Origin of the sequence: Archangium lansingense (assembly GCF_026626635.1) — a bacterium.
Lineage (GTDB): Bacteria > Myxococcota > Myxococcia > Myxococcales > Myxococcaceae > Archangium > Archangium lansingense.
This window is the reverse complement of the sequence record NZ_JAPNKA010000001.1, coordinates 6,509,781-6,534,453: the sequence shown is the minus strand read 5'-3', so window position 1 is coordinate 6,534,453 and position 24,673 is coordinate 6,509,781. Positions and strand designations below refer to the sequence as shown.

Sequence of the window (24,673 nt, the reverse complement as noted above, 5' to 3'; positions counted from 1 at the left end):
CGCTTCATCGAAGTCGAGATGGTGGTGGCGGGACGGAACGTGGTCGTCACGGCGATTCCCCAGGGGGAGTGCCCTCTTTGCAGCTCGCAAGTGTACAAGATGCAAGTCATTGAGCGCATGGAGTCCTTGATGCGTGCGGACAAACCCGCCGCGCAGCGTTAGGCGCGTGGACTTCAATGATGCTCCGCGCCAAAAGCAAGGGAAAACCGGCCTTCCGGGGCCAGGACACCGTGCAGTTGGCCGGGGCAGAGGCAAGGGCCGGTCTGTGCGGCGCCGCCGTACATCACGTCACGTGCAGCAACGACCACGTTCCATTCTGATACGCGTTGTCGTACGTCTGGGCCATGTGGTCCTTCCAGAACCCGGCGAATCGGTCCTGGGGGATCTGAGTGAACTCGCCCGTGTTGGGATCCAGCACCGAGAACTCCACCGTGCCTCCAGGCAGCCGGCTGGCCTTGATGCCAATGGCGTGGCCGCTGTCTCCATTGCTGTCGTTGATCCCCAGCTTGAAGAACGCGCTCGTGTTCCCCGGGGGAAACTCGTTCCGCACCACCCTCGACAACGCGAAGCCGAAATCAAGATGCGAGGAGATGGTCGCGCCCTGGGGCGTCACATCTCGCGTGGTGAGGTTTGGGATGGTGTTGTTCCGGTCGCGCGCCGCGGACTGCTGCTGGAGCGTCCTCCGATCATTGAGGGTCATGTGATTTTTCGCCAGGTCGTCGGCAACGAGGAACTGCTCGTTCTTGACGACCTGGTTCTGCACGAACTCGCCTTCCTTCTGCAGCTCGACGAAATGGCCATACGAGCCCGAGTGCAGGAGCGCGCGGAAAGCACCCTCTGCGTCGGCGCCGAGCAGGCCCGAGCGGGCCCACTCATTCACCATCACGGAGCAGACTCCTCCCGCCTGGGAGGAAGCCTGGATGACCGGGTCTCGCCCCTGCTCGACCCATGCGCTGAGCTGCGCCTGGTGGTTGGTCGCAAGCTGCGTGTAGTCCTTGGACGGTTTCTTGGCCATGGCGTGGAGGGAGCCTGACGCCGACGCAATCTCCGCGGGGTTGGCCTCAACGCCCTTCGGGGTCCCCTGGGAGGCGCGAGTCGTGAAGACGGAGTTGCGCCGCGAATTCAGCGCGGCGACGGTCTCCTTCGACTGGAACATCGCCTTCGCGGAGGTGTCCTGGGGCGTCGCCTTCGGTTTGCCGAGTTGGTCCTGATGCCAGCCGGGCGGGGCGGAGGCGGGCGGCTGCTGTTGTTGGACTTGCTGCCCCGTGGCCGGGCCCGTGCGCCCAGTCGCCGAGGTTTCATGCGCGGCACTGTTCTTGGCCACGTTCGTCGGGTTGGCGGCCGGAGCCGAGGGCGCTGAAGTGAGCGTCTTCGGTATGGGAGCGTTCCTGGTCTGTTTGATGGTCACGAGAGACTCCGAAAGTGGAAATGGCACTTCCGCCCGCCTGGCGGCCGACTCATTGGCTTGGCATCGCTCATCCGGCGGGTTCCCAGTCTAGCCCGGGACGCCTCGGCTGGGTACGCGCGGTGGTCATCGCCGGCAAGCGCCCTGACACGCCGTGCCAGGGCACCGGACGGGGTTCTCATATTCGAGGAAAATGAGCCAACCTGCGGTTGCTTTCAGTGAGCCTTTATTTCCCGCTTATACCGCTTAAGGTACATGGGTCGCGTCTCCTCCAATTCGGAAGCCCGGGGCTCACTCAACAGGGACTGGAGACAGCGTCGTGGAGGACTATATGCAAGGAGTCAGGAGCAATTCGCCCGGCAGGAACACTCCCGCGAGACCATCAGAGCAATCTACCGCTCCGGCCAATGTGGCGAGGTCTCCCCAGTCGAACCCGACGCAGGCTCCAGAGCCGACTTCGACCCCGGGCCATTCGGACAGGAGTCAGTACGGTGGGCAGTCGCCACGAGCGTCCTCTCCTTCCCAGCGGCCGCCGTCGCCTCAGGAGCACGCCGCGCTCAATGCGCGGGTTGGCACCGTGGGCTATGGGCGCTCCTCGCGGGCGTCCTCGCCGTCCTCCCCCACCAGGCCGCCATGGGGGGTTCGGCCCGACATCCAGAAGTTCTGTGAGGATGCCGTGAAGGAGAACGAGGGAACCCGTCTCACCCAATTCACGGCCCAGGGGTCCTGTCCCGGCACAAATGGTGGGGTCTGCAACGCCATGACCGGAGAATGGATCAAGCATGGCGCCCAGAATTCCTCCATGGACCAGGCCTCAGCGGCCTTTACCCAGACACTGCATCACGACATGCAGGGACTGATTGTAAAACAAGCGCAATTCGAGGACCGGCTGCGTCCGCTGAAGAATGAACTGCAGCAGAACAAGGCCGAGGCTGATCAGCACACGCAGGATCTGAAAGATCTCACCCCGTTCATCCAACAAATGGAAGCGGGGCAGCTCTCGCCCAGTCGGAATAGACAGGTGATGAAGTGGGCAGCGGATCTGGAGTCGAGAATGAACGCCACCCAACAAAAGATCTCCGACACGGGTGCCAGAATCGCCCAGATCGAGAAACAGGAGGCGGCGAACCTCGGGGGAGGACTATCGCACACCCGGATGCTGGACACCGAGCTCATCAAGGGCGACTTCGTCCATGTCCTTGACAGCGCCACCCAGAGGCCGGGTTTCTACGCCCTGCACATGCATTCGAACAGCGGGGGGTCCGGGCACGTCATGGGCATCGAGGTGGGGCCCAAGGGGTGCAAGTTCATGGACCCGAACACCGGCGAGTTCGTCCTGAAGGATCGCAAGGCCATGCTCAATGTGGTCACGGATCACGTGGCCTCACTCTATATGGATCTCAACGACCGGTTCTCGGTCGACCACTTCGGGTGATGCCCCACATCAAAACCGACTGGGAGGGCGACCGCTCCGAGGAATAGAGCGGCACGCCCCCCGGGCGGGGACTACCCCCCGTGCCGGGCGATGAGGGCTTCCGCCTCCGCGGGATGACGCTTGCACTCGAGCAGCGCGCGGAGCACGAGCGGCGCGACGATGGTCGCATCGGACTCGATGACGAACATGGGCGTCGTCTCCGTGAGCTTGTCCCAGGTGATCTTCTCGTTGGGGGTCGCGCCGGAGTACGAACCGTACGAGGTCGTCGAGTCGCTGATCTGGCAGAAGTACGCCCACGGCTTCACGGGCTGGGAGAGGTCATACTTGATAGACGGCACGACACAGATGGGGAAGTCCCCGGCGATGCCGCCGCCAATCTGGAAGAACCCGATGCCCTCGCCCGCCGAGAGCTCCTGGTACCGGCCGTAGAAGTCCGCCATGTACTCGATGCCGGACTTCACGATGCGGGCGTCGCACTCCCCCGTCTTGACGTACGAGGCGAAGATGTTGCCGAAGGTGGAGTCCTCGTAGCCGGGCACGACGATGGGCAGCCGCGCGCGCGCCGCCGCGAGAAGCCAGCAGGCCTCGGGGTCCCCCTCGTACGCTGCCGGCTCGATGGCCTGGATGACCTCATAGAAGTACTCGTGCCAGAAGCGGCGCTCACCGCTCGCCGTGGCCCGCTGCCACATGGGCACGATGATCTTCTCGACCGCGCGGAATGCCTCGTCCTCGGGAATGCTCGTGTCGGTGACCCGGCGCATCCGGTCGGCGAGGATCTTCGTGTCGTCGCTCTTGGTGAGATAGCGGTAGTTGGGGAAGTCCTTGTAGCCGTGGTGGGCCACGAGCCGGAAGAGGGACTCCTCGAGGTTGGCGCCGGTGACCGACAGGCCGTGGATCAGGCCCGCGCGGATGGCGGGGGCGAGCGTAATCCCGAGCTGGGCGGAGGACATGGCTCCGGCGACGGCCCAGAACATCCGGCCCCCCGCGGAGATGTGGCGCCAGTACGACAGGAGCGCGTCGCGTGTCGCGCGCGCATTGAAGTTCTTGTAGTTCGTGAGAACGAAATCGAGGACGGGGAGCTGGGTATCGGACACGGTCTGCCTCCAGTCAGGGGGTCAAGACTCGGACGACGCCACATGTGGAACGCCATCCGAGGACGCCCTACGGCCACGACGTTTCCGTCGCGCCGCCATCGGAGCGTCGAATGGCTGGGGAGTACGTAGCACAAAACGGCGGTGCATCAAGTGCCCGGGGTGGACGACGCCGAACTCGAGGAGCGTCGCGAACTGCTCATGAAAGGGATGCCCGGGCTGGAGCATGGCCCGCTCCTCGGCGGAGAACCGCTCGTCCACGAAGCTCTGGATCTTCGCCGCGGTACGCCCTGAAGTGACTGGCGCGTACAGTCGCTCTTGAGTACGAGGAACTCCTGATGGCGACGACCCGGAAGAAGAACACGGCCCCCACCCCGTCCGAAAGTGGCACGGCGAAGGACGTCCAGCGGCCTCCCGCGGAGAGCCTCTACGCGGAGGAGCTCGAGCGGCTGCGCGAGAAGGATGATGCGCCGAAGCCCCCGGGCTGGAGCATGTCCCTGCACGCGGTGCGCCGCTTCATCCTCGGAGACGAATCGCTGGGCGTGCAGCGCAAGTTCGTGGGCAACCCGAGCCTCGTGGACCGGGCGATGGTGACGCTGGCCACCAACCGCGGGTTGATGCTCGTGGGCGAGCCCGGCACCGCCAAGAGCCTCTTGTCCGAGCTGCTCGCCGCCGCCATCTCCGGCACCTCCACGCTGACCATCCAGGGCGGCGCATCCGTCACGGAGGATCAGATCAAATACTCGTGGAACTACGCGCTCCTGGTGTCCGAGGGGCCCACGCCCCGCGCGCTCGTGCCCGCCCCGCTCTACACGGGCATGAAGGAGGGCAAGGTGGTGCGCTTCGAGGAGATCACCCGCTGCCCCATCGAGGTACAGGACTCGCTGCTCTCCATGCTGTCGGACCGGGTGCTGGCGGTGCCAGAGCTGCGAGACGAGGAGGCCATGGTGTTCGCGAAGGATGGCTTCAACGTCATCGCCACCGCCAACACGCGAGACCGCGGCGTCAACGAGATGAGCGCGGCCCTCAAGCGGCGCTTCAACTTCGAGACGGTGTTCCCCATCGGCGACTTCAACACGGAGCTGTCCCTGGTACGCAACGAGACGGCGCGGCTGCTCAAGCGCTCGGGGGTGCCAATAACGCCCTCGGAGGATCTGCTGGAGGTGCTGGTCACCACGTTCCGCGAGCTGCGCGCCGGTGAGACGAGCGACGGTCAGGCGATGGAGCGGCTGTCAGCGGTGCTCTCCACGGCGGAGGCCGTCTCGGTGGCCCACGCGGTGGGCGTGCGCGGCTACTACCTGCGTGGGGATGGCGGCTCGGCAGCGGACCTGGTGGAGACGCTGGCCGGGACCGCGGCGAAGGACAGCCCCGAGGACCTCAAGCGCCTGCGCTCGTACCTGGAGCAGCGGGTGGCTCGCCGCACCGGACCCCAATGGCGCGCCCTGTACGAGGCCCGCCACCTCCTGCCGGGCTGAGAGCGTGGGCATGCAGGGGACTCCGGGCCTCCATGTCGTTGGCGTGCGCCACCACAGTCCGGCGTGCGCTCGCATCGTGGCGCACACGCTGCGCACGGTACGGCCTCGTCACGTGCTCATCGAGGGGCCGGCGGACATGAATGCCCGCCTGGACGAGCTGCTCCTGCCACACGAGCTGCCCCTCGCCGTCTTCAGCAGCTACCGCGACGAGGCCCGGACGCACGCTTCGTGGACGCCCTTCTGCGCGTACTCGCCCGAGTGGGTGGCCCTGACCGAGGGCAAGGCAGCCGGGGCCCAGGTGCGCTTCATGGACCTACCCGCCTGGGACAAGTCCTTCCATGGCGTGCGCAACCGCTACTCGGATGGGGAGCGCCGCACCGCCCGGCTCATCGAGACGCTCTGCCGGAAGCTGGGCCTGGAGGGGATGGATGCCCTCTGGGATCATCTCTTCGAGCAGCCGTGTGAGCTGGACGCTCTGGCGGAGCGGCTGCGCGTCTACTTCGACTCGTTCCGCAGCGAGGAGGAGGCCACCGAGAGCGACCGGCAGCGCGAGGCCTTCATGCTGGCGCATGTGGAAGCCGCGCTGTCTCTGGGAGATGGCCCCGTGATGGTGGTGTGCGGTGGTTTCCACGCGCCTGTGCTCGCGCGAGCCACGGTGAAGCCGGGCGCCACCTTCCCTACCCCGCCGAGCCACCCGTCCGCGCGCAGCTACCTCGTGCCGTACAGCTTCCGCCGCCTGGACTCCTTCACCGGCTATGAGTCCGGCATGCCCTCCCCTGCCTTCTACCAGGCGGTGTGGGAGCTCGGCCCCGAGAAGGCCCCGGAGCACATGCTCCGCGCCGCCGTCCAGCGGTTGCGCAGCCGGGGGCAGCATATCTCCTCGGCGGATCTCATCGCCGCTTCGGTCATGGCCGAGGGACTCGGGCGCCTGCGCTCCCATGCGGCCCTGGCGCGCTCGGACCTGCTCGACGGGATGGCAGCCGCCCTGGTGAAGGATGCCCTCGACGTGGCCTTGCCGTGGACGATGCGTGGCGTCCTCTCCCCGGACACGGATCCGCTCCTCGTCGAGGTGTTGCGTGCCTTCTCGGGCGAGCGCACAGGACGCCTGAGCGACCTCACACCGAGGCCCCCACTGCTGGCCGACGTGGAGCGCGTCCTCGCCGCACACGATCTCAAGCCGCAAGGGCGCGCCCGGAAGGTGAGCGTGGAGCTGCGCGAGCCGTCGCACCTGGAGCGCAGCCGCGCGCTCCACCGACTGAGGGTGCTCGGCATCCCCGGATTCACGCGGGACGCGGGCCCTACGTTTCCCACCGAGCCGGTGCTCCAGGAGTCCTGGACGGTGGCGCTCTCGGAGGACTTCATCTCCTGGGTCATCGAGGCCTCGGGCTGGGGTCCCACGCTGGAGGTGGCCGCCACCGGTCGGCTCGAGGAGGCGCTCCTCCAGGCGGGCCCGGACCTGGGCAAGCTCGCGCTGCTGCTCGCCGAGAGCCTCTTCACCGGCTCGAAGGGCCTCGCGCAGCGTGTGCTGGAGGCCGTGGCCGCGCAGGCGTTGCATGAGCCGGACCTCTCCCGTCTGGGCACGGCCCTGGAGCGGCTCCTCTCCGTCTGGCGCCATGACGTGCTGCTCGGAGCCCAGGGCTCGGCCGAGGTGGGCGCTGTCATCTCGGCGGCCTTCGATCGGGGACTCTGGTTGCTCGAACAGCTCGACGGACCCGCGCTCCCGGCGGACGAGGGACACCTCCGGGCCGTGGCTGCGCTGCGTGACACACTCCGCTTCGCGGGCAAGGCCCTCGGGCTCGATGAGAACCATGCCGCCGCCGTGTTCGAGCGCCGCCTGGCCGATCTCCGCGCACCGCCCGCTGTGCGAGGTGCCGCGCTCGGAGCGCTCTGGTCCCTGTCCCGCTTCTCCGACGAAGCAAGCGCCGAGGCCGCGGCCATCCGCGCGACCCGGGCCGCGGCACGTCCCGCAACCCTGGGCGACTTCCTGGCCGGCCTGTTCCGGCTTGCCCGCGAGCAGGTAGTGCGTGCACCTCCCGTCACCGCTGTGCTGGACGAGGTGCTCCGCGATTTGCCCCAGGAGGACTTCCTCGTCGCGCTCCCGGCGCTGCGCCTGGCCTTCGGCTTCTTCCCTCCCCAGGAGAAGGAGGACATCGCCCGGACGCTCCTGACGCTCCACGGGAAGGACCCGGCGGGAGCACGGGCACTGATCCGCCTCGAGGTGGATCCGGCGCTCGTCGCCGCGGGCACGGCGCTGGACGAAGAGGTGGAGCAGGTATTGGCCCGCTACGGACTGCTGCGGCCCGTCGAGGGAGGTGCGCGATGACGCTGGATCCCCTGGCGCGCTGGCGCCTCGTGCTCGGCGAGGCGGCGGAGGGAGCACTCGGCAACAGCCTGGACTCGCAGGCCCGCGCCATGGACGCGGCGCTCGAGTGGTTGTACGGGCGCGAGGGAGACCTCGCTGACCGCGATGTACGCGGGCGCCAGGGAGGCTCGGGCCCGTCCTCGCTCACCGTCCCGGACTGGATCAACGAGGTCCACACCCTGTTCCCCAAGGAGACCATCGAGCGTCTCGAGCGCGATGCCGTCGAGCGCTACAAGATCGACGAGGTGGTGACGCGAGCCGACGTGCTCTCGCGCGTGGAGCCCAACGAGACGCTCCTGCGCGCCGTGCTGCGCACCAAACACCTCATGAATCCCGAGGTGCTGGCCGTGGCCCGCCGCATCATCGAGAAGGTGGTGCGAGATCTGATGGAGAAGCTGAGCAAGGAGGTTCGCCAGACCTTCTCGGGCGTGCTCGATCGGCGCCGTCGCTCTCCGCTGAAGGTGGCGCGCAACTTCGACTTCCGGCGGACGCTGCGACAGAACCTGGACCGGTACTCCCCCACCGAGCGCAAGCTCACCATCGAGCATGCCTCGTTCTTCTCGCGCACCCGGCGGTTCACCGAGCGCTGGCAGGTGATCATCCTGGTGGATCAGTCCGGCAGCATGGTGTCCTCGGTCATCCACTCGGCCGTCACCGCGGCCTGCCTGTGGGGACTGCCGGGCATCCAGACGCACCTGATTGCCTTCGACACCGCCGTGGTGGACCTCACCCGTGAGGTGACCGACCCGGTGGAGCTGCTGATGAAGGTGCAGCTCGGGGGAGGCACGGACATTCAGCAAGCGGTGGCCTACGGCGCGCGGCTCATCGAGGTTCCCCGGCGAAGCATCGTTGTCCTCATCACGGACTTCTACGAGGGCGGGAGCCCCGAGCTCCTCGTGCGCCGCGTGAAGGAGCTGTGCGCCCAGGGAACGAAGGTGATGGGGCTCGCGGCGCTCGAACCGGATGCGACCCCGAACTACGACCGGGACCTCGCCCGGCGGTTGGTGGAGGTGGGCGCCCACGTGGGAGCGATGACGCCCGGCCAGCTCGCGGCGTGGATCGCCGAGAAGGTGCGCGCATGAGCCGCCCCGATCTGCTCGCCCTCACCCCGCAGGCCATCGCCAGCCTGTCCAACCTGGGGCTGGTGAAGCGCGCGCAGAAGGAGATCGAGCAGGGCAAGGGACCCCGGCTGGAAGAGCTGGCCGATGGCACGGTGGTGGGCACCTTCGAGGATGGGAACTCGGCCCGGCTCCTCCCGGGTAAGAGCCTGAAGGACAGTCCCTGCACCTGCAACGCCACCACTGTGTGCCGACACCGCGTGGCCGTGGCGCTCGCCTACCCCACCCTCTCCAGCGCGAGCGCGGCGCCGGCCCCGGAGAAGGCCGCGGAGACCGCACCGGAGCCCCCCTGGTCTCCGGGCTCGGTGGACGACCAGGCCCTGGCGGAGCTGATTCCCCGCCGCTCGCTGGAGCGGGCCGAGTCCCTCCGGGAGCGCGGCTATCTCGCGCAAGTGCGCCGGGGAACGTTCGTGGGCGAGGACGTGCCCACGGTGTCACTCGCCACATGCACGGTGCGCTTCCTCGTGCCCCGGAACCTGGGTTACGCGCGCTGCGACTGCTCGGTGGGCACGGGCTGCGAGCACCTGCCCCTGGCCATCTGGGCCTTCCGCGCCGCCGATGAGAAGGACGCCACGAGCCGCGAGCTCTCCGTCGAGGTGGCGCGCCAACACGTCGAGTCGCACGAAGGTGGACCCGCACTAGACGCCGCGGGCGATCTGGCCAGCTTCCTCCTGCTGGAGGGAGCCCAGCACGCCAGCACCGGCCTCGCGGGACGTTTCGCTTTGGCGCGCTCGAGCCTCGCGGACGTGAAGATGGCCTGGCCGCTCGCGGCGCTCGATGAGATTGAGGATCTGCTCGGGGCCTACGTGAGCCGCGGTGCCCGCTACGCCCCGGCGAAGCTCTCGGCCACCCTGGCGGAGCTCTTCGCTCGCCTCCGCGCCGCTCGCACCGGTGGAGCTGTACCGCCTCGCGCGGTGCTGGGCATGGACGAGGCTCCGGAGACGAAGCTCGACTACGTGCGGCTGGTGTCGCTCGGGACGCGGCTGTTCGCCGATGGCAGGGAGCGCCGCGCGGAAGTGGTGCTGGCGGACCCGGCCAGCGCAGGCCTCCTCGTGGTGCGCCGTGCCTTCACCTATGCGGAGGATCAAACACCCGAGAATGGCGCTGAGCTCGGACGTCGGCAGGGAGCGCCCGGCGCGACGCTCGAGGCCCTCGGGAGAGGACAGGTGGTGACCTCGGGCGCCACCCGTCAGCCGGATCGCCTCGTGGTGTTCTCCACGCGGGGGCTGCAGCGCACCTCCGTGACGCCTCAGTCCGGAGACTGGAGCCTGCTGCCAGCGCCGCTGCTCGTGAAGGACGTCTCCGTGCTGGAGGCAATCCTGCGGGCCCGGCCGCCACGCTTCCTGCGGCCGCGTCAGCTCGCCGAGAACGTGCACGCCTTCGCGGTCTCCCGCGTGGTGGATGTGACCTATGCGCCGGGCGCCCAGATGGTGCGCGCGGAGCTGGAGGACGCGGGAGGGCACACCTTCTTCGTGGAGCTGTCCCACCGCCGGGTGGCCCCCGGGGCACTGGACGCGCTCGCCGAGGGCCTGGGTGGAAAACGCGGGCAGCTCCGCTACCTCTCAGGTGAGGTGCGGAGGTCCGCCCGCGGGCTCATCGTCGAGCCGCTGGCCCTGTCATGCGAGGGCTCGGGAGTGGTGGTGCTCGACCTGCAACCCGCTGCCGCGACGGGGCCGCTGCGCACGGCGGAGGACAGGCCCCCGCTGCCCCCCCTCCCGGCGGCCCTCGCCGAGTTGGAAGGCTGCCTGGCTGACGCGGTGCATCAGGGCCTGCGCCATGTCGTCCCGGCCTGGACGTCTCGGCTCTCGGCTGTGGCCGCGCGTGTCCGGGAGCTCGGGATGAAGCGCCTGGCGGATGACCTGGGATCGCTCGCCACGAAGCTGGAAGCGGCCCGTGCCTCGGGCCAGGCCTCGGACGAGGCGGCGCTCGCGGCGGCGTGGGCCGATGCGGCCCTGCGCGTCACGGTGGGACTCGAGCAGCTCGGGACGTGAGTCCTCAAACTGTCAGGACCTCAACAGTCCGTTGGATGTGGAATTTTTAAATTGCAAACCTCAAAATTCTAGGTACCTTACATCCCACGAAAGCACCGGAAATCCCACACAGGCCGGGCGATGTGGGATGCCATAGGCATTCGGGAGGGTAACCACGAGCGGATTTTCCGTAACGAAGACGTTGCAGGGCTCAACCTGTTGCATCCCACGGAGGTGTTCCGATGAACGACGAGCACAAGCCGGAGTCCACATACGGGGATGAGTGGTTCGCGCTCGATGATGGGCTCACCCGCGGGCGCGGGAGGAACGTGATGTCCGGCCCCTGCGCCACGCGCCACCCCTCCGTGACGTCCACCGCCCCCGCCAGGAAGGAAGAGGCGCAGCCCGTGGCTGTGCCAGCGAAGCTCCCGGAGCAGTCGGAGCTGCTGCTGGAGGCCCGGCGGCTCTTCGACTCCATGGGCGCGCACCTCCCCCAGCGCATCAGCACCGAGGAGCTCGGCGATGCGCTGGAGGCCCTCCAGAAGATGGTGAAGGAGGGACAACCGAAGTGGAAGATCCAGGCGAGGATTCTCTCCACCCTCTTCTGGGTCAGCGCCCACTCGGTGCAGGACGGCGTCCACGCGATCCTCGGGACAGAGACGGCGGCCACCGGGAACAGCGGCGGCAAGGGCCAAGAGTAGTCGCTGCACGCGGGCGGGGCCCCACGGCCCTGCCCTGCTTCCATCTGGTAACTGGCGGGCATGCCCGTGACTCGGGGTTGTAATCCTCAAAGTCCGAGGTAGCCTGCCCGGCCCATGGATACCCCCCTCTCGACCCGGACCGCGATCCTGACCGTGCTGATGCATGACAGGAGCTTCGGACTGGAGATCATCGAGAAGGTGCGTACCCGGACCCATGGGAAGATCGTCCTGAACGAGGGCTCGGTGTACCCGGCGCTCAAGGCCCTCGAGCGAGAGGGACTGGTGCGCAGCTTCGAGGGAGAACCCCTGCCAGAGCGTGGCGGCCGGCCGAGGCGCTACTACGAGCTGACGGGCGAGGGCCGGCGTGCGGCGCTCGAGCAGAAGCGGGCCGTACTCGGCCTGCTGCTGCCCGCGGGAGCCTTCTGAGGGGTACAAGCCATGACGCCTCATCCCCGCATCGCGGGTGCGGGGCTCGCCGAGTCCTTCGTGTCCGAGCCCTCGTCGCTCTTCGAACTGCTCCAGCGTACCATCGCCTGGGACACGCGCATGCGCGCGCGGCTCACCGCGAGCTTCGGTGCGCCGTACAACTACTCCGGCATCGAGTACCCGTACGTGCCCATGCCCCCGGAGCTGGATGCGTTGGCGCGGCGGATCGAGAGCGTGGTCCAGCACCCCATCACGAACTGCCTCATCAACTTCTACCCGGAGGGCGCATCCAGCATGGGATTCCACTCGGACTCCTATGCACATCTCCAGCCGGGCACCACCGTCTCCATCGTCAGCCTGGGTGGCCCGCGTACCTTGCGGTTCCGGCGGAAGGAGGCGAAGGAGCAGGTGGTGGACGTGCCGCTGCACAGCGGCTCCCTGCTGGTGATGCAGCAGCGCGTACAGGACGAATGGATGCACGCACTGCCGCCCGAGCCCGAGGCTCCCCAGCGGATGAGCCTCACGTTCCGACAGGTGCTCTGAGCATTACCCCCCGCTGCCCGGCTTGCGGGGCTCCGCTGGCGAGGGGATGAGGATGAGATCCTCCTGAGGCGGGATGAGGTACTCCGCGCCCTTCTCCGTCACCACGGCCATCTCCTCGACCGAGAGCGTCTTCGTCTCGCAGGAGTCTCGAGCTTCCAGGCGAAGAAGCCATCGAAGCCGAAGACCTGGCCGGGGCGGAGGGGCCGGAGCGCCCAGCCCTCGGGCGGCTTGCCCTTCTGAGCACCCGAAAGCGCCGGGCCCACGTCGTGCGCCCAGTAGCCCACCGGATGGCCCGTGCCCCACATCACCGGCTCCGAGCCCGCCTCGCGCATCCAGTCACGCTGGGCCTTGTCCACGTCGTAGCCGCGCACGCCCGGCTTCATCGCCGCGAGCGCCACCCGGCTGCCCTTTTTCGACTTCTCCCACTTCTCCAGCGCCTCCGGTGGAGGCTGCGTCTGTCCCGGGGCGAGCACGTAGGCGAAACGCTGGATGTCAGTGCTCCACATGCCCTCCACCTTGATGCCGAAGTCCGTCTGGATGAAGTCACCCGGCTGGATGACGCGATCCGTCGCGTGCGAGTGGCCACGGTCCGGACCGGAGTTCACGTTGGGGTTCTGGTCAGGTTGCCAGCCATCCTCCACGCCGAGCTCGGCGATGCGCTTCTTGAGAAAGCGCGCCACGTCCGAGTCACGCGTCTTGCCCGGGACGACAGTGCGGTAGGCCTCCTCCTGGAGCGAGGCAGTCAGCGCCGCGGCGCGCCGCATGATCTCCACCTCCTCGGGCAGCTTCACCGACAGCCACTCGAAGACGAGCTCCTCGGACGAGACGAGGCGGCGGCGCAGCGCGGGAGGAAGCGACGCTTCGAGCCGCTCACGCTGGGTGGACGACAGCCCGTCCGCCACGGTGAGCGTGCTCGAGGAGTTCACCGCGATGCGCTGAGGCTTCGCCTCGGAGAGCGCCGCGGCCACCCGGGCGAACAGGTCCGTGCCACGCTCCAGGGAGACCACCTCGTCGTGGGTGCCCACATCCTGGAGTGCCTTCGCCTCACCAGCCGGAGAGAGCGCGAGTGAGCGCACCCCATCCTTCTGCTTCAGGAAGAGGAAGGCCGCCTGGCCGCCAGCGTTCTCACAGCCGACGTGCATGGCGAGTGGATCATTGTCATTCTCGCGGCAGAGCACGACCCAGGCCTCCACCTTGGCCCGCTCCATGGCTCGCGGGAGCAGTTGCTGGATGCGGGCCTTGCGGATGCGGGGCCAGGAACTCTGGGCGTGGGATTCGGCGGCGCTGGCGGGCAGGGCCGAGAAGAGCAGGAAGGCGGAGAGCAGGGCACGACGCATCGAGGTGGGGCCTCCAGGGGACAGAGGCCACCATTCTCACACGTCCTGCTGGACCTCAACCCACCGGACGCCATGGCGCCACAAACCGGTCCCCATGCCCTCTCGCGGCGAAGCTCTCGCGCACCCAACGCATGGGTGTCCTTAATACACTAAGCCCCTTGCGCAAGCCACATTAGTGTGTATATTACACCAAGCTCGCTTTCAGGGGGATCGCCATGGATGCATCGACGCAGGTGGACTTGAAGCAGCCATTCATCCGGACCCTCTCCGCCGTGCTGTCCGACGCGGAGTGCGAGGCGATACGCCAGCGCATCGAGTCCCTGGGACCGGCCCCGGCGCCCATCACCACGCCGTTTGGCTTCGTGATGCGCCCGGACATCCGCAACAACGACCGGGTGATGTTCGACGACGTGGCCCTGGCGGCGGAGCTCTTCGAGCGCGTGAGGCCCTGCATCCCGCAGCTCGTGGGCGGCTGGCGGGCGGTAGGAACCAACGAGCGCTTTCGCTGCTACCGCTACCAGCCGGGGCAGTACTTCGCGCCACACAAGGACGGGGCCTTCGTCCGCTCGCCCGACGAGCGGAGCCTGCTCACCCTGCTCGTCTACCTCAACAGTGAGTGTGAGGGCGGAGAGACGCGCTTCCCCGGTCTGCAGCAGGAGGTCATCCCTGCCCGGGGACTGGGGCTGCTGTTCGAGCACAGGGTGCTGCACGAGGGCGCGGTGGTGCGCGGTGGCGTCAAGTACGTGCTGCGCACTGACGTCATGTACCGCTTCGAGGGGTGAAGCGTCGGACTCAACGAGGCCCTTGAAGCGCCGCCGGGCTGGCCTCCAGCAGCCAGTCACGCACCGCGAGGAAGCGCGCGGTTGGCGCCGCCGCGCGTCGCCAGGCCAGCCACAGGGTGCCTCGGGGCTGGCGCAGTGAGCCGCGCCGCCGCTCCGGCTTGAGCGCCTGCACCCGCCCGGCGCTCAGACTGTCCTCCACCAGGTAGTCCGGCAGCACCGCGATGCCGCAGCCGGCCTCAGCCAGGGCCAGCATCTCATCCAGGTTGGCGATATGACACACCACCCCTTTGGGCAGTGGGGTGCGCGGCCCGAAGGCGGCATGCCACCAGGGCGTTAGCATGGCCAGATCCTCGTCGAAGGCGATGTAGCGCTGCGCGGAGAAGTCCGTCACGGTGCGTGGCATCCCCCGTTCACCGAGGTAGCGCGGCGCGGCTACCGCGATGAACTCCTCCTGGGCAATGGGGCGCGACTCCAGCGCCACCTCGTCGGCGGGGACGCTGAGCACGGCCAGATCCACCTCCCCCGCGAGCAGCCGGTGGAGCAGCACCGAGGCCACCCCGAAGCGTACCGAGAGCGTGAGCTCCGGGTAGCGGGCCAACAGCGGCGGCAGGCGAGGCCGCAGCCAGACACGACAGAAGGGCGCCGGGCCCCCGAACCTCACCTCGCCGCGCACCACTGTCTGCTCGGCCCTCGCCTCCTCGATGGCGGCCTCCACCGCGGGCAGGTGCTCCTCCAGCCGCGCCACCAACACCGCCCCGGCCGTGGTGAGCCGCGAGCGCCGCCCCACCCGCTCGAAGAGCGCCAGCCCCAACTGTCCCTCCAACGCCTTGAGCTGCTGCCCCACCGCCGACGGCGTCACCCCCAGCCGCGCTGCCGCCGCCGCGTGGGTCCCCGCACGGCTCACCTCCAGCAGCGTCCAGAGCCCCTCGTGATTGACAAGCATGGCTCTACATTATGAGAAGAAACCCGAGAGTTCCTACACCCAGCCCCCGGGCTATTCATCGTCCCATCAGGTGGCGGGAAGACCCCGCCCCGCATGAGGAGCAAGAGCCATGGGCGGTATGACTGCGATGAAGGTGTTGAAGATCCTGTTGATTGTCACCAGCCACGACCAGATGGGCACCAGTGGTGAGCGCACCGGCTTCTGGATGGAAGAGCTCGCCGCGCCCTACGCCGAGTTCTCCGCGGCAGGAGCGCAGGTGGACATCGCCTCGCCGCACGGAGGCAAGGCCCCGGCGGATCCGCGCAGCCTCCAGGAGTCCTCGGAGGTGGTGCGCACCTTCCTCGCGGACCCCGCCGCGGTGAAGAAGATGGAGAACACCCTCGCAATCGAGAAGGTGAAGGACACCTATGACGCCTATTTCGTGGTGGGTGGCCACGGCGTCATGTGGGACCTGGCCGCGTACGCTCCGCTGCACCGGATGCTGGGCCAGGAGTGGGAGCGAGGGGCGGTGGTGGCGGCGGTATGCCACGGGCCCGCGGCGCTGGTGGGGGTGAAGGACAAGGCCGGGAAGCCGCTGGTGGCCGGACGGCGGGTGGCCGGTTTCTCCAACGAGGAGGAGGTGGCTGCGAAGCTCGACAAGGTGGTGCCCTTCGCGCTGGAGACTCGGCTGAAGGAGCTGGGTGGCAAGTATGAGCGCGGCCCTATGTGGAAGAGCTTCGCGGTGCGGGATGGGCGTCTGGTCACCGGGCAGAACCCCGCCTCGTCCGCGGCCGTGGCCCGCGAGGTGTTGAGCGCGTTGCGCGAGCGTTGAGCTGCTCAGGAGCTGGAGGAGGCCCCTACCTTCTCCAGCTCCGACACGAGGAGCTCCGAGACACGGCGCACGCGAGGGATGTCGAGCGCCGACTTCGCGCACACCAGGTACAGCGAGCTGCGCTGGTAGGGCCCCAGGTCGATGGGCAGCGGTACGAGCGAGGACGGGCGGGAGAAGCGGTGCCGGTTGCGGGCCATCACCATGGCCCCGAGACCGGCCTCCGCCGCCGCGAGCTGCACGAGGTAGTTGTCCGAGGTGAACGCCGGAGTGAACCCGGGAATGAGCTCCTCGAGCTGCGGATTCGGCGGCACCATGTCGAATGGGGGTGCCCAGGCAATCCACGGGAGCTCGGCGAGGGATGGCTTGCGCGGCAGCTTCGCGGCGAGCGACTTCGAAACGAAGACGGCATTCTCGAACTCGAGTACCAGCACCTCCTTCAGGCCCTCCTGGGTGGGTGCCTTGGCGCGCAACGCGAGGTCCGCCTCGCCCCGATTGAGGTCGAGGTATTGGATGCTGGAGAGCACCTCGAGACGCAGGCCCGGGTGCTTGCCCGCGAGCCACGCCCCGAAGGGAGCCAGGAAGTCGAAGGACTGGAAGGGAGTCGCGGTGATGCGGACGAGCCCCCGGGGCGAACGGTCCGAGGACTCCACGGCCCGTCCCACCTCACCGGCCCACTCCGCCATCTTCTTCGCCGGTCCCAGCAGCCGCTCGCCCGCGCTGGTGAGTGAGGCCCCCTCCACGCCCCGCCGGAAGAGCGCCGCGCCGAGCGTGTATTCCAGCGCGGCCAGGCGGCGGCTCACAGTGGGCTGACCGATGCGGAGCCTCCGCGCCGCTCCGCTCAAGCTGCCCGTCTCCGCCACCGCGAGGAACAGCCGCACGTCTTCCCAGGGGATATCCATATCTGGATGGCATTATGCCGAAATGCCCGATTTCCATCCATTCACGCATGGGTAGAGTCACGCCCATGAGAAACCTGCTCGTCACCGCCCTCGTTGCCCTGCTCACCGGTTGCGCGGTGAGCACCCATGCCACCCAGAAGTCCACCCTCGGGGTCTCGCGCTCGTCCTCCGAGCTGCTGGCGGTCATCGACCAGCCGGGCCCGGTCTCGCTCGAGACGGTCGCGTCCAGCGACTGGCAGGTGGACCGCAGCGGCCTCATCAACCTCCAGCACCCGCGAGCGAAGGAGGCCGGCCTCACCGACGGCCCGGAGAAGATTCAGGTGTACTTCCACGTGCTCCGCCACCCCGAGCGCGGCACCTTCATCGTGGACACCGGCGTCGAGAAGGCGCTGCGAGACAACCCCAAGGAGTCCGCGATGAGCGGCCTGGTGGCCTCCGCCATGAAGCTCGAGACGATGAAGTTCCTCGTCCCGCTGGGGGACTGGCTCGCCAGGCAGCAGGAGCCGCTCCAGGGCGTGTTCATCACGCACCTCCACTTCGACCACATCACGGGAATGCCGGACGTGCCCGCGGGCACCGCCATCTACTCCGGCCCGGGTGAAACCGCGTCCAGCGCGTTCATTCACGCGTTCGTGCGCGGCAGCACCGACCGCGCGCTCCAGGGCAAGGCCGCCATCAGCGAGTGGGCCTTCGAGGCCGATTCCACGGGCCGCTTCGCCGGAGTGCTCGACATCTTCGGGGACGGGTCGGTCTGGGCGCTCTGGGTGCCGGGCCACACGCCGGGCAGCACCGCGTACCTCGTGCGCACTCCGGAAGGCCCCGTGCTGCTCACCGGTGACGCGAGCCACACGCGCTGGGGCTGGGAGCACGATGTCGAGCCGGGCACCTTCTCCGGCGACCTCCTCGAGAGCGCCGAGAGCTTCGGCCGCCTGCGCAAGCTCGCCACCGAGCACCCGGCGATGGATGTGCGCTTCGGCCACCAGCGGTGAACACCCAGCCGGTGAACCCCCGCCGGGTGTTGCAAACCGGCCAGGTGTGAAGTCGGCGGGCGAGCAGAGGGGCGTCCGGAGGGCGTCCCGCCCCCAACATCTCCTAGGGCCCGCGCGGACGGGTGCTAATGTGCGCCGCCGATGAAGCGCATTCTTCTCGTCCTGGTTGGGGTTTTCGTCCTCGCCGTGAGCGCAGTCGCCGGCACGTTCTTCTGGGCGGAGCGCGAGGTCCAACGCGCCGTGGCCCCTCCGGGCGCCGCCACCGTGGAGTTCACCGTGCCCAAGGGCACCACGGGCCGCGGCCTGGGGACCCAGCTCGCTGCCCAGGGGCTGATCCGCGACGTCCGAATCTGGCGCTGGCACCTCTACCGCCGCGGTCACTTCGCCCCCAAGGCGGGCCGCCATGCGGTGAGCCCGTCCATGACCATGGCGGAGCTCTCCACCGCGCTCGAGGGCGCCCCCATCCCCGAGGATGTCCCCTTCGTCGTCATCGAGGGCTGGCGCCTGCGAGACACCGACGAGGCGCTCGCCGCCGCGGGTCTCATCAAGCCCGGTGCCTATATCGCCGCCGCCAGCGAGCCCGCGCGCTACACCGCCGCCTTCACCCTCCCCCGGGCCTCGCTCGAGGGCTACCTCTACCCGGAGACCTACCGGGTGGTGCCCGGCGCCTTCAACGTGCAGGAGCTCATCCAGCGCCAGCTCGACACCTTCGCCGAGCGCTTCTACACCCCCCACCGCGAGGCCATCGAGCGCAGCGGGCGCAGCCTGCACGAGGTGGTGGTGATGGCCTCGATGCTGGAGCGCGAGGAGCCCGTGCCGGCGCAGCGTCCGCTGGTGGCGGGCATCCTCTGGAAGCGCGTGGACAAGGGCTTCCCGCTCGGCGTGGATGCGACCTCCCGCTACGAGCTGGCCGAGTGGAACGACCGGCAGGCCTTCCTCAAGCGCCTGCGCGACCTGGAGGACCCCTGGAACACGCGGCACCGCAAGGGACTGCCGCCGGGCCCCATCGGCGCGCCCACGGTGGCGTCGCTCCAGGCCTCGCTCAACCCCAAGACGAGCGAGTTCTGGTACTACCTCCACGACTCCGAGCGGCGCCTGCACCCCTCGCGCAACGCCGACGAGCACGAGGCGCTGCGCCGCAAGTACAACGTGTACTGACAGCCCTTACGCCGAGGCGGCCAGCGGGGCCGGCTCGGACCCGGGCGGCTCGTCCAGGACGCGATCCGGCACCTGGGCGAGCGCATCCCGGAGCACCTCCATTCCCGCTCCGCCCCGGCAGGCGCGCTCGCTCAGCACCCGCCGCCAGCCACGCGCTCCCGGCTGCCCGGCGAAGAGCCCCAGGATGTGCCGGGTGACGCGCGACAGGTGCACACCGCGCGACAGCAGCTCCTCGACGTACGGCACCAGGGCCTCGACCACCTGGCGCCGGGTGGGCGCAGGGTTCTCCTCACCGAACAGCAGGCCGTCCGCCAGGGCGAGCATGTACGGGTTCTGGTACGCCTCGCGGCCGATCATCACGCCATCCGCCCACTCCAGGTGCGTGCGCGCATCCTCCAGGGACTTCACGCCGCCGTTGAGCACGATGGTCAGGTGCGGAAAGTCCGTCTTGAGCTGGCGCACGACCTCATAGCGCAGCGGAGGAATCTCGCGGTTCTCCTTGGGGCTGAGTCCCTGCAGCCACGCCTTGCGCGCGTGCACGATGAAGGTGTCACAGCCCGCCCCGTGGATGGTCCGGACGAAGTGCGTCAGCAGCTCGTACGAGTCCAGGTCGTCGATGCCGAGCCGGTGCTTGACCGTGACGGGCAGCCGGGTGGCTCCGCGCATGGCCTCGACACAGCGGGCCACGAGGTCGGGCTTCGCCATCAGACACGCGCCGAACATGCCGTTCTGCACGCGGTCCGAGGGGCAGCCCACGTTGAGGTTCACCTCGTCATAGCCCCACTGCTCGGCGATGCGAGCACACTCGGCGAGCTGCTCCGGATCGCTGCCTCCGAGCTGGAGCGCGACCGGGTGCTCCTCCTTCGAGAAGTCGAGGTGACGCGCCTTGTCGCCGTGAAGGATGGCGCCAATGGTGACCATCTCGGTGTACATCCGCGTGCGCTTGGAGATGAGGCGCAGGAAGTAGCGGTCGTGGCGATCCGTCCAGTCCATCATGGGCGCGACGGAGAGACGGTGTTCCGTCACTGCAGGCGAGGGAGTGGAGGGCAGGCGGGCAGTCATCGGGGGTCATCCATGCCGGGCTTCGGGCCTCCATGCAAGCCAGCAGCGCGGCACTGAGCGAACAGAGAAGCCGCGGCCCCCCATCCGAGGTGAGTGGAAGCGTGTCAGGGCGGGCAGTCGGGGGCCTGGCTCCTCGTCCACCCTAGGAGTCACCGCCGCCGCCCCGTGCCTACCCTTGGATTGCAGCTCGCGCGACCATGAGGGCCTGGGCAGATGAGGCACCCATCCCGTGTCTTGAAGCTCGCCCTGGCCTTCAGCCTCGCCCTGCACCTGGTGCTCCTGTGGTGGTGGCAGAGAATCCCACTTCCGCCCGAGCAACCCCCCGCGCCCCCTCCCCCCACCCAAAGCCCGGTGGAGGTGATCATCGTCGACATCCCCCCTGCCCGCCCCAGTCCGCCGCCTGCCTCGGCCCCGCCATCGAGGAGCCCGGAGACGCGCGAGCGCGAGACGGGGCGCGGTGGCGGCAGGACCCGTCCCGGCTCTCCCGCGCCGAGTTCCCCACCCGCGTCCGCCCCACTGGCCAGTGACGTGCCCCGTGCCGAGCAAGGTCCGGAGAACCCCTCGCTGCTTCCGAGCGCCGACTCCCTGGCGCTCCATCCCCAGGGGGATTTCCCCGTGCCCCCACCGGAGCCGGGGCCTCCGGGCACCCGCCTTCGAGCACCTGCGCACCCGGCATCTCCCCAGGAGCTCGTTGCCGAGACAGCCCGCGACACTGTGGCCCGGCGGCGCGCCGAGAGCGGTCTGACGCACGCGTACTTCGGCGACATGGGCAAGCAACTCCTGAGTCGCTTCCGCCAGAGCCATGCGGACGTCGAGCGCGCACAAACCACGGACGAGAAGGTGGCCCAGAAAGCCCGCGACGTGTCGAGCGTGCTCTCCCGCGCCGGCGAGATGGAGGATCCGCTCGACCACCCCCGCCGGCCAGATCCGCTCGCGAGTGGACCGGCCTCACACCCGAGCATGGAGGAGGCCCAGAGGAACCTGGCCTATACGCTTCCCCACAAGTGGACGCACAGCGAAGGCGTGGCGGTGGTGCGCCTCACCCAGGCCGCTGACGGGAAGGTGCTCGCCGTGGAGATCCTCTCACCCTCTGGAAACAGGGGATTGGATCAGGCTGCCGTGGCGGCCGTGCGGGACCTCGAAGAGGAGTTGCCGTCACTTCCGCCCGAGGTCCTGATGGGCCGCGACTCGGTGGTGAGCGAGTGGAAGTTCGAGCTGCTCCGAACCGTGGGAGGCCCGAGCGCCGGGGGCGTGGGCATCGTTGGAACATTCGACCCCGTCACGGGTGTCGAAGACGCACTCCCCTCCTTCGCGGGCAGGAGTCAGGTCCGCGTGACGCTCGTGGCGTACTACTGAGAGCACCCCGCGAGCCCTGCCCCGCTTACAATTTGTTTCCGGGCTTTCGCGACGCTTGGGCTCGCCGCGCATTCATGAGACACACGGAGGAGGAAGCCAGAAGATGCCGGACCTGGCTCCCATGATCTGTGAGGGTCCTTGGATTTGCATCTGGATTTCAACAGAGGAATGGAGCGCTTCGCCCGGCTGTCGTACCGGCGGCCCGGACTGGTGCTCGCGGGTGTGGTGGTAGCGGCGCTGCTGTCGGGTCTGCTCGCCTCGCGGCTCGTCTTCCGGGGCTCCTTCGTGGAGCTGCTCCCCGCGCACACTCAAGAAGTTCGGGAGCTGGAGGTCGTGTCCCATAAGGCCGGCGGTGACGGCTATCTGGTCCTGCGAGCCCGCGGCGGGAGCCCGGAGACCCTGCGCCGTTTCGCCCACGCGCTGGCGCCGCGGTTGGAGGCCCTGGAAGAGGTCCGCTACGTCGAGTTCCGCTACGACACGCGCTTCTTCGAGGAGCGTGCCCTGCTCCTGCTCCCGGCGGAGCAGTTGCGTGCCCTGCGTGGGGACCTCGAGGCCGTGCTCCAGGCGGAGAAACGCGCCGCCCTCCCCCTCCTCGTGGAGCGCGAGGACCTACCTCAGCCACCCTCGATGGAGGAGATCGCCCGCCGCTACGCGCCCCGCGCCGCCGTGCGCGAGTACCTGAGCCCCGCGGACGGCAGCGAGCTGTACCTGTTCGTGAAGCCCTCGGGCGTCACCGGGGATCTCGCCTTCGCCCAGCAGTTGGTGACGCGGGTGCGGGCCACGAGCGCGGAGGTGGCACGGGACTTCCCTGGAGTGGAGACGGACGCCACCGGCGCGCACGTGCTGCGACTCGAGGAGGACCGGAGGATGCGCGCGGATCTCACGCGCGCCTCGATGCTCTCCTGCGCCATCGCGGCGCTCATCGTCGTCCTGTCCTGCAGGCGCCTCTCCGCGCTGCTCGTGGTGGGGGCGCCCGTGGGCGTGGGGTTGCTCGTCACCTTCGCGGTGGCGCAGCAGTCCATCGGCTACCTCAACATCATCACCGGCTTCCTCGTCGCCATCCTCATCGGGCTGGGCATCGAGTACGGCCTCCACCTGGCCATGCGCCATGGCGAGGAGCGCCGCCAGCTTCCCGCCGCGGAGGCACTCGTCGAGGCCGTGCTGGGCACCTGGAAGGGCGCGCTGACCTCGGCCTGCACCAACGCCGCGGCCTTCGCCGCGCTCACGCTTGCGCAGTTCCAGGCCTTCGCCCAGTTCGGATGGATCGCCGCCGCCGGCGTGATGCTCACCGTGCTGGCCACGTACCTGAGTGGCCCCGCGCTCATCGCCCTCACCGAGCGGCTCCGGCCCGGACGCGCCGAACTGCCACTTCCCGCCCGGCCCCGCCGCGAGGCGTGGCGCCTGTCCCGCCCCGCGCTGGTGGGCATCGTCGTGAGCATGTGCGCGCTGGCCGCCTGGTCCGCCACGGTGGTGGGCTCCATTGGCTTCGAGCCCGACATGCGCAAGCTGCGCGGAGACTTCGCCGCCACCCGGCTGGATGATCACATCATCTCCCAGCTCGGCCGGCGGCACTCGCCCACCATCTTCCTCGCCGAGGACGTCTCGAAGGCGGGCCAGCTCGCAACCACCCTGCGTGAGCTGGAGGCCCGCCACAGCACGGATCGCACCTTCGCGGAGGTGGTCTCCCTCAGCGACTTCCTGCCGCGCACGGGCGCTGACGTGGAGGCGGAGCGCACCGCGCTGCGAGCGTTCCTCGAGCGCATTCCCGGAAGTGCCTGGGACTCGGAGCGCGTGGGCCCCGCGCTGCGCCGCCTGGAGGCCCTCTTGAATGCCAGGCCCTACGGTGTGGAGGAGCTGCCCGCCGAGGTGCGCCGCCGCTTCACCGCGATGGATGGCGAGGGCAGCTTCGTGCTCGCCTTCAAGCAGGAGTCGCTCTCCGACACCGACGCGCTGCACCGCTTCGGCGTCCAGATGGACGAGCTGCGGGAGCTGGCCCGGGCCCAGGGCCTCCAGGTGCAGGTGCTGGATCCGAACCTCATCGCCTACCGCATCTTCGAGCTGGTGAGGGTGGATGGCCCCTGGCTGCTGCTCGCCGCCGCACTCGCGGTGTTCGCGATGATGACCCTGAGCCTGCGCAGCCTCCGCCGGGCGGGGCTGGTAGCCGGGCCCCTCTACATCGGGCTCGCCTGTCTGCCGGCGGCGATGTACCTCTACGGGCTCAAGCTCAACTTCATCAACGCGGTGGTGCTGCCCAACCTGCTGGCCATCGCCGTGGATAACGCGGTGCACCTCTACCACCGCTACCGGGAGGAGGGGCCGGGCTCGCTGCCCCACGTGGTGCGCACCACGGGCGTCGCGGCGGTGGTGGCCACCCTGTCCAACGCCGCGGGCTACGGCGCACTCCTCACGGCCCGCCACCCGGGGCTGCGCTCCATCGGGGAGATCGCCCTGCTGGGCGTCGTCTGCGCCTCGCTGGGCACCACGGTGCTGTTCCCCGCCGTGCTCGCGCTGCTCGAGCGCCCCCGCTCCACCACCGCGGAGGAGGCAGCCCTGCCACTCCCAGTGGAATCAGACGAGGAGCCCCGGCACTCCGCGTGAGTGTGGGTTGGCTCGAGCAGGATCGGCACACCGCTCGCCCGCATCCGCTCTGTAGAATCCCAAGGCGCGTTCGAGATCCTCAGTGGACAGCATTGGAAACATGCGCCGGGCGCTCGCGCGGCCTGCCCAATCGCTGTTCCGGGTCACGACGGACACAGGGGGATCGGAATTTTTCCACCCAGCTTGACGCCGAACAGCTTCCTGATGGAAAG

General features: G+C 68.8%; 20 protein-coding genes. 14 read left to right on the top strand and 6 right to left on the bottom strand.

Translation table 11 applies throughout. From position 1 onward, the window contains the following. Positions 1–283: 283 nt before the first annotated feature. Positions 284–1,408, bottom strand: coding sequence for a YopT-type cysteine protease domain-containing protein (locus tag OV287_RS26520; RefSeq protein ID WP_267536829.1), 1,125 nt, complete (start codon positions 1,406–1,408; stop codon positions 284–286). A 673-nt stretch (positions 1,409–2,081) separates the two neighbouring features. Between OV287_RS26520 and OV287_RS26515 the strand changes: the two genes are divergently transcribed. Next, a complete protein-coding gene (locus tag OV287_RS26515) occupies positions 2,082–2,840 on the top strand; it encodes a YopT-type cysteine protease domain-containing protein (RefSeq protein WP_267536828.1) in 759 nt (252 codons plus the stop codon). Positions 2,841–2,911: 71 nt separating this feature from the next. Here OV287_RS26515 and OV287_RS26510 read toward each other — a convergent pair whose 3' ends face one another. Further along, positions 2,912–3,934 (bottom strand): deoxyhypusine synthase family protein, encoded by a 1,023-nt coding sequence (locus tag OV287_RS26510; protein ID WP_267536827.1) that lies wholly within the window; start codon positions 3,932–3,934, stop codon positions 2,912–2,914. A gap of 335 nt (positions 3,935–4,269) precedes the next feature. On the opposite strand from OV287_RS26510, the gene OV287_RS26505 reads away from it, so the two are divergent. The 7 genes from OV287_RS26505 to OV287_RS26475 all read left to right on the top strand — a co-directional run bounded on the left by OV287_RS26505 (position 4,270) and on the right by OV287_RS26475 (position 12,526). Beyond that, on the top strand, positions 4,270–5,406 hold the full coding sequence (locus OV287_RS26505; RefSeq protein ID WP_267536826.1) for an AAA family ATPase: 1,137 nt from the start codon (positions 4,270–4,272) through the stop codon (positions 5,404–5,406). A gap of 10 nt (positions 5,407–5,416) precedes the next feature. After that, a complete protein-coding gene (locus OV287_RS26500; protein ID WP_267536825.1) occupies positions 5,417–7,729 on the top strand; it encodes a DUF5682 family protein in 2,313 nt (770 codons plus the stop codon). Beyond that, complete coding sequence (locus OV287_RS26495) at positions 7,726–8,850, top strand: VWA domain-containing protein (RefSeq protein WP_267536824.1); 1,125 nt, start codon at positions 7,726–7,728, stop codon at positions 8,848–8,850. Before OV287_RS26500 ends, OV287_RS26495 begins: the two co-directional genes overlap by 4 nt. Beyond that, the gene (locus OV287_RS26490) at positions 8,847–10,877 is read left to right on the top strand and encodes a YehQ family protein (protein WP_267536823.1); all 2,031 of its coding nucleotides are present in this window, start codon (positions 8,847–8,849) and stop codon (positions 10,875–10,877) included. The genes OV287_RS26495 and OV287_RS26490 overlap by 4 nt, the downstream gene beginning before the upstream one ends. A 221-nt stretch (positions 10,878–11,098) precedes the next feature. Beyond that, a complete protein-coding gene (locus OV287_RS26485) occupies positions 11,099–11,557 on the top strand; it encodes a hypothetical protein (protein WP_267536822.1) in 459 nt (152 codons plus the stop codon). Positions 11,558–11,671: 114 nt separating this feature from the next. Continuing rightward, the gene (locus tag OV287_RS26480) at positions 11,672–11,983 is read left to right on the top strand and encodes a PadR family transcriptional regulator (RefSeq protein ID WP_267536821.1); all 312 of its coding nucleotides are present in this window, start codon (positions 11,672–11,674) and stop codon (positions 11,981–11,983) included. 12 nt (positions 11,984–11,995) lie between these two features. Next, positions 11,996–12,526 carry an alpha-ketoglutarate-dependent dioxygenase AlkB gene (locus OV287_RS26475; RefSeq protein WP_267536820.1) on the top strand — a complete coding sequence of 177 codons (531 nt, stop codon included), beginning with the start codon at positions 11,996–11,998 and terminating at the stop codon, positions 12,524–12,526. 98 nt (positions 12,527–12,624) lie between these two features. Here OV287_RS26475 and OV287_RS26470 read toward each other — a convergent pair whose 3' ends face one another. Continuing rightward, entirely contained in the window at positions 12,625–13,863 is a 1,239-nt protein-coding gene (locus tag OV287_RS26470) for a M24 family metallopeptidase (protein WP_267536819.1), read from the bottom strand. 215 nt (positions 13,864–14,078) lie between these two features. Here OV287_RS26470 and OV287_RS26465 point away from each other — a divergent pair, with 215 nt between their 5' ends. Then, on the top strand, positions 14,079–14,645 hold the full coding sequence (locus OV287_RS26465) for a prolyl hydroxylase family protein (protein ID WP_267536818.1): 567 nt from the start codon (positions 14,079–14,081) through the stop codon (positions 14,643–14,645). Positions 14,646–14,655: 10 nt separating this feature from the next. On the opposite strand, the gene OV287_RS26460 is transcribed toward OV287_RS26465, so the two are convergent. Further along, entirely contained in the window at positions 14,656–15,588 is a 933-nt protein-coding gene (locus OV287_RS26460) for a LysR family transcriptional regulator (RefSeq protein WP_267536817.1), read from the bottom strand. Positions 15,589–15,697: 109 nt separating this feature from the next. Here OV287_RS26460 and OV287_RS26455 point away from each other — a divergent pair, with 109 nt between their 5' ends. Further along, positions 15,698–16,399, top strand: coding sequence for a type 1 glutamine amidotransferase domain-containing protein (locus OV287_RS26455; RefSeq protein ID WP_267536816.1), 702 nt, complete (start codon positions 15,698–15,700; stop codon positions 16,397–16,399). A gap of 5 nt (positions 16,400–16,404) precedes the next feature. Here OV287_RS26455 and OV287_RS26450 read toward each other — a convergent pair whose 3' ends face one another. Then, entirely contained in the window at positions 16,405–17,298 is an 894-nt protein-coding gene (locus OV287_RS26450; protein ID WP_267536815.1) for a LysR family transcriptional regulator, read from the bottom strand. Positions 17,299–17,363: 65 nt separating this feature from the next. Here OV287_RS26450 and OV287_RS26445 point away from each other — a divergent pair, with 65 nt between their 5' ends. Then, a complete protein-coding gene (locus OV287_RS26445) occupies positions 17,364–18,287 on the top strand; it encodes an MBL fold metallo-hydrolase (RefSeq protein WP_267536814.1) in 924 nt (307 codons plus the stop codon). A gap of 141 nt (positions 18,288–18,428) precedes the next feature. Next, positions 18,429–19,445 (top strand): endolytic transglycosylase MltG, encoded by a 1,017-nt coding sequence (gene mltG / locus OV287_RS26440; RefSeq protein ID WP_267536813.1) that lies wholly within the window; start codon positions 18,429–18,431, stop codon positions 19,443–19,445. A 6-nt stretch (positions 19,446–19,451) separates the two neighbouring features. Here mltG and dusA read toward each other — a convergent pair whose 3' ends face one another. Beyond that, positions 19,452–20,507, bottom strand: coding sequence for a tRNA dihydrouridine(20/20a) synthase DusA (dusA, locus tag OV287_RS26435; RefSeq protein ID WP_267536812.1), 1,056 nt, complete (start codon positions 20,505–20,507; stop codon positions 19,452–19,454). Between the two features lie 213 nt (positions 20,508–20,720). On the opposite strand from dusA, the gene OV287_RS26430 reads away from it, so the two are divergent. Both OV287_RS26430 and OV287_RS26425 read left to right on the top strand, forming a co-directional pair. Further along, the gene (locus OV287_RS26430) at positions 20,721–21,863 is read left to right on the top strand and encodes an energy transducer TonB family protein (RefSeq protein ID WP_267536811.1); all 1,143 of its coding nucleotides are present in this window, start codon (positions 20,721–20,723) and stop codon (positions 21,861–21,863) included. A gap of 168 nt (positions 21,864–22,031) precedes the next feature. Next, on the top strand, positions 22,032–24,461 hold the full coding sequence (locus OV287_RS26425) for an efflux RND transporter permease subunit (RefSeq protein ID WP_267536810.1): 2,430 nt from the start codon (positions 22,032–22,034) through the stop codon (positions 24,459–24,461). The last annotated feature ends 212 nt before the right edge of the window (positions 24,462–24,673 follow it).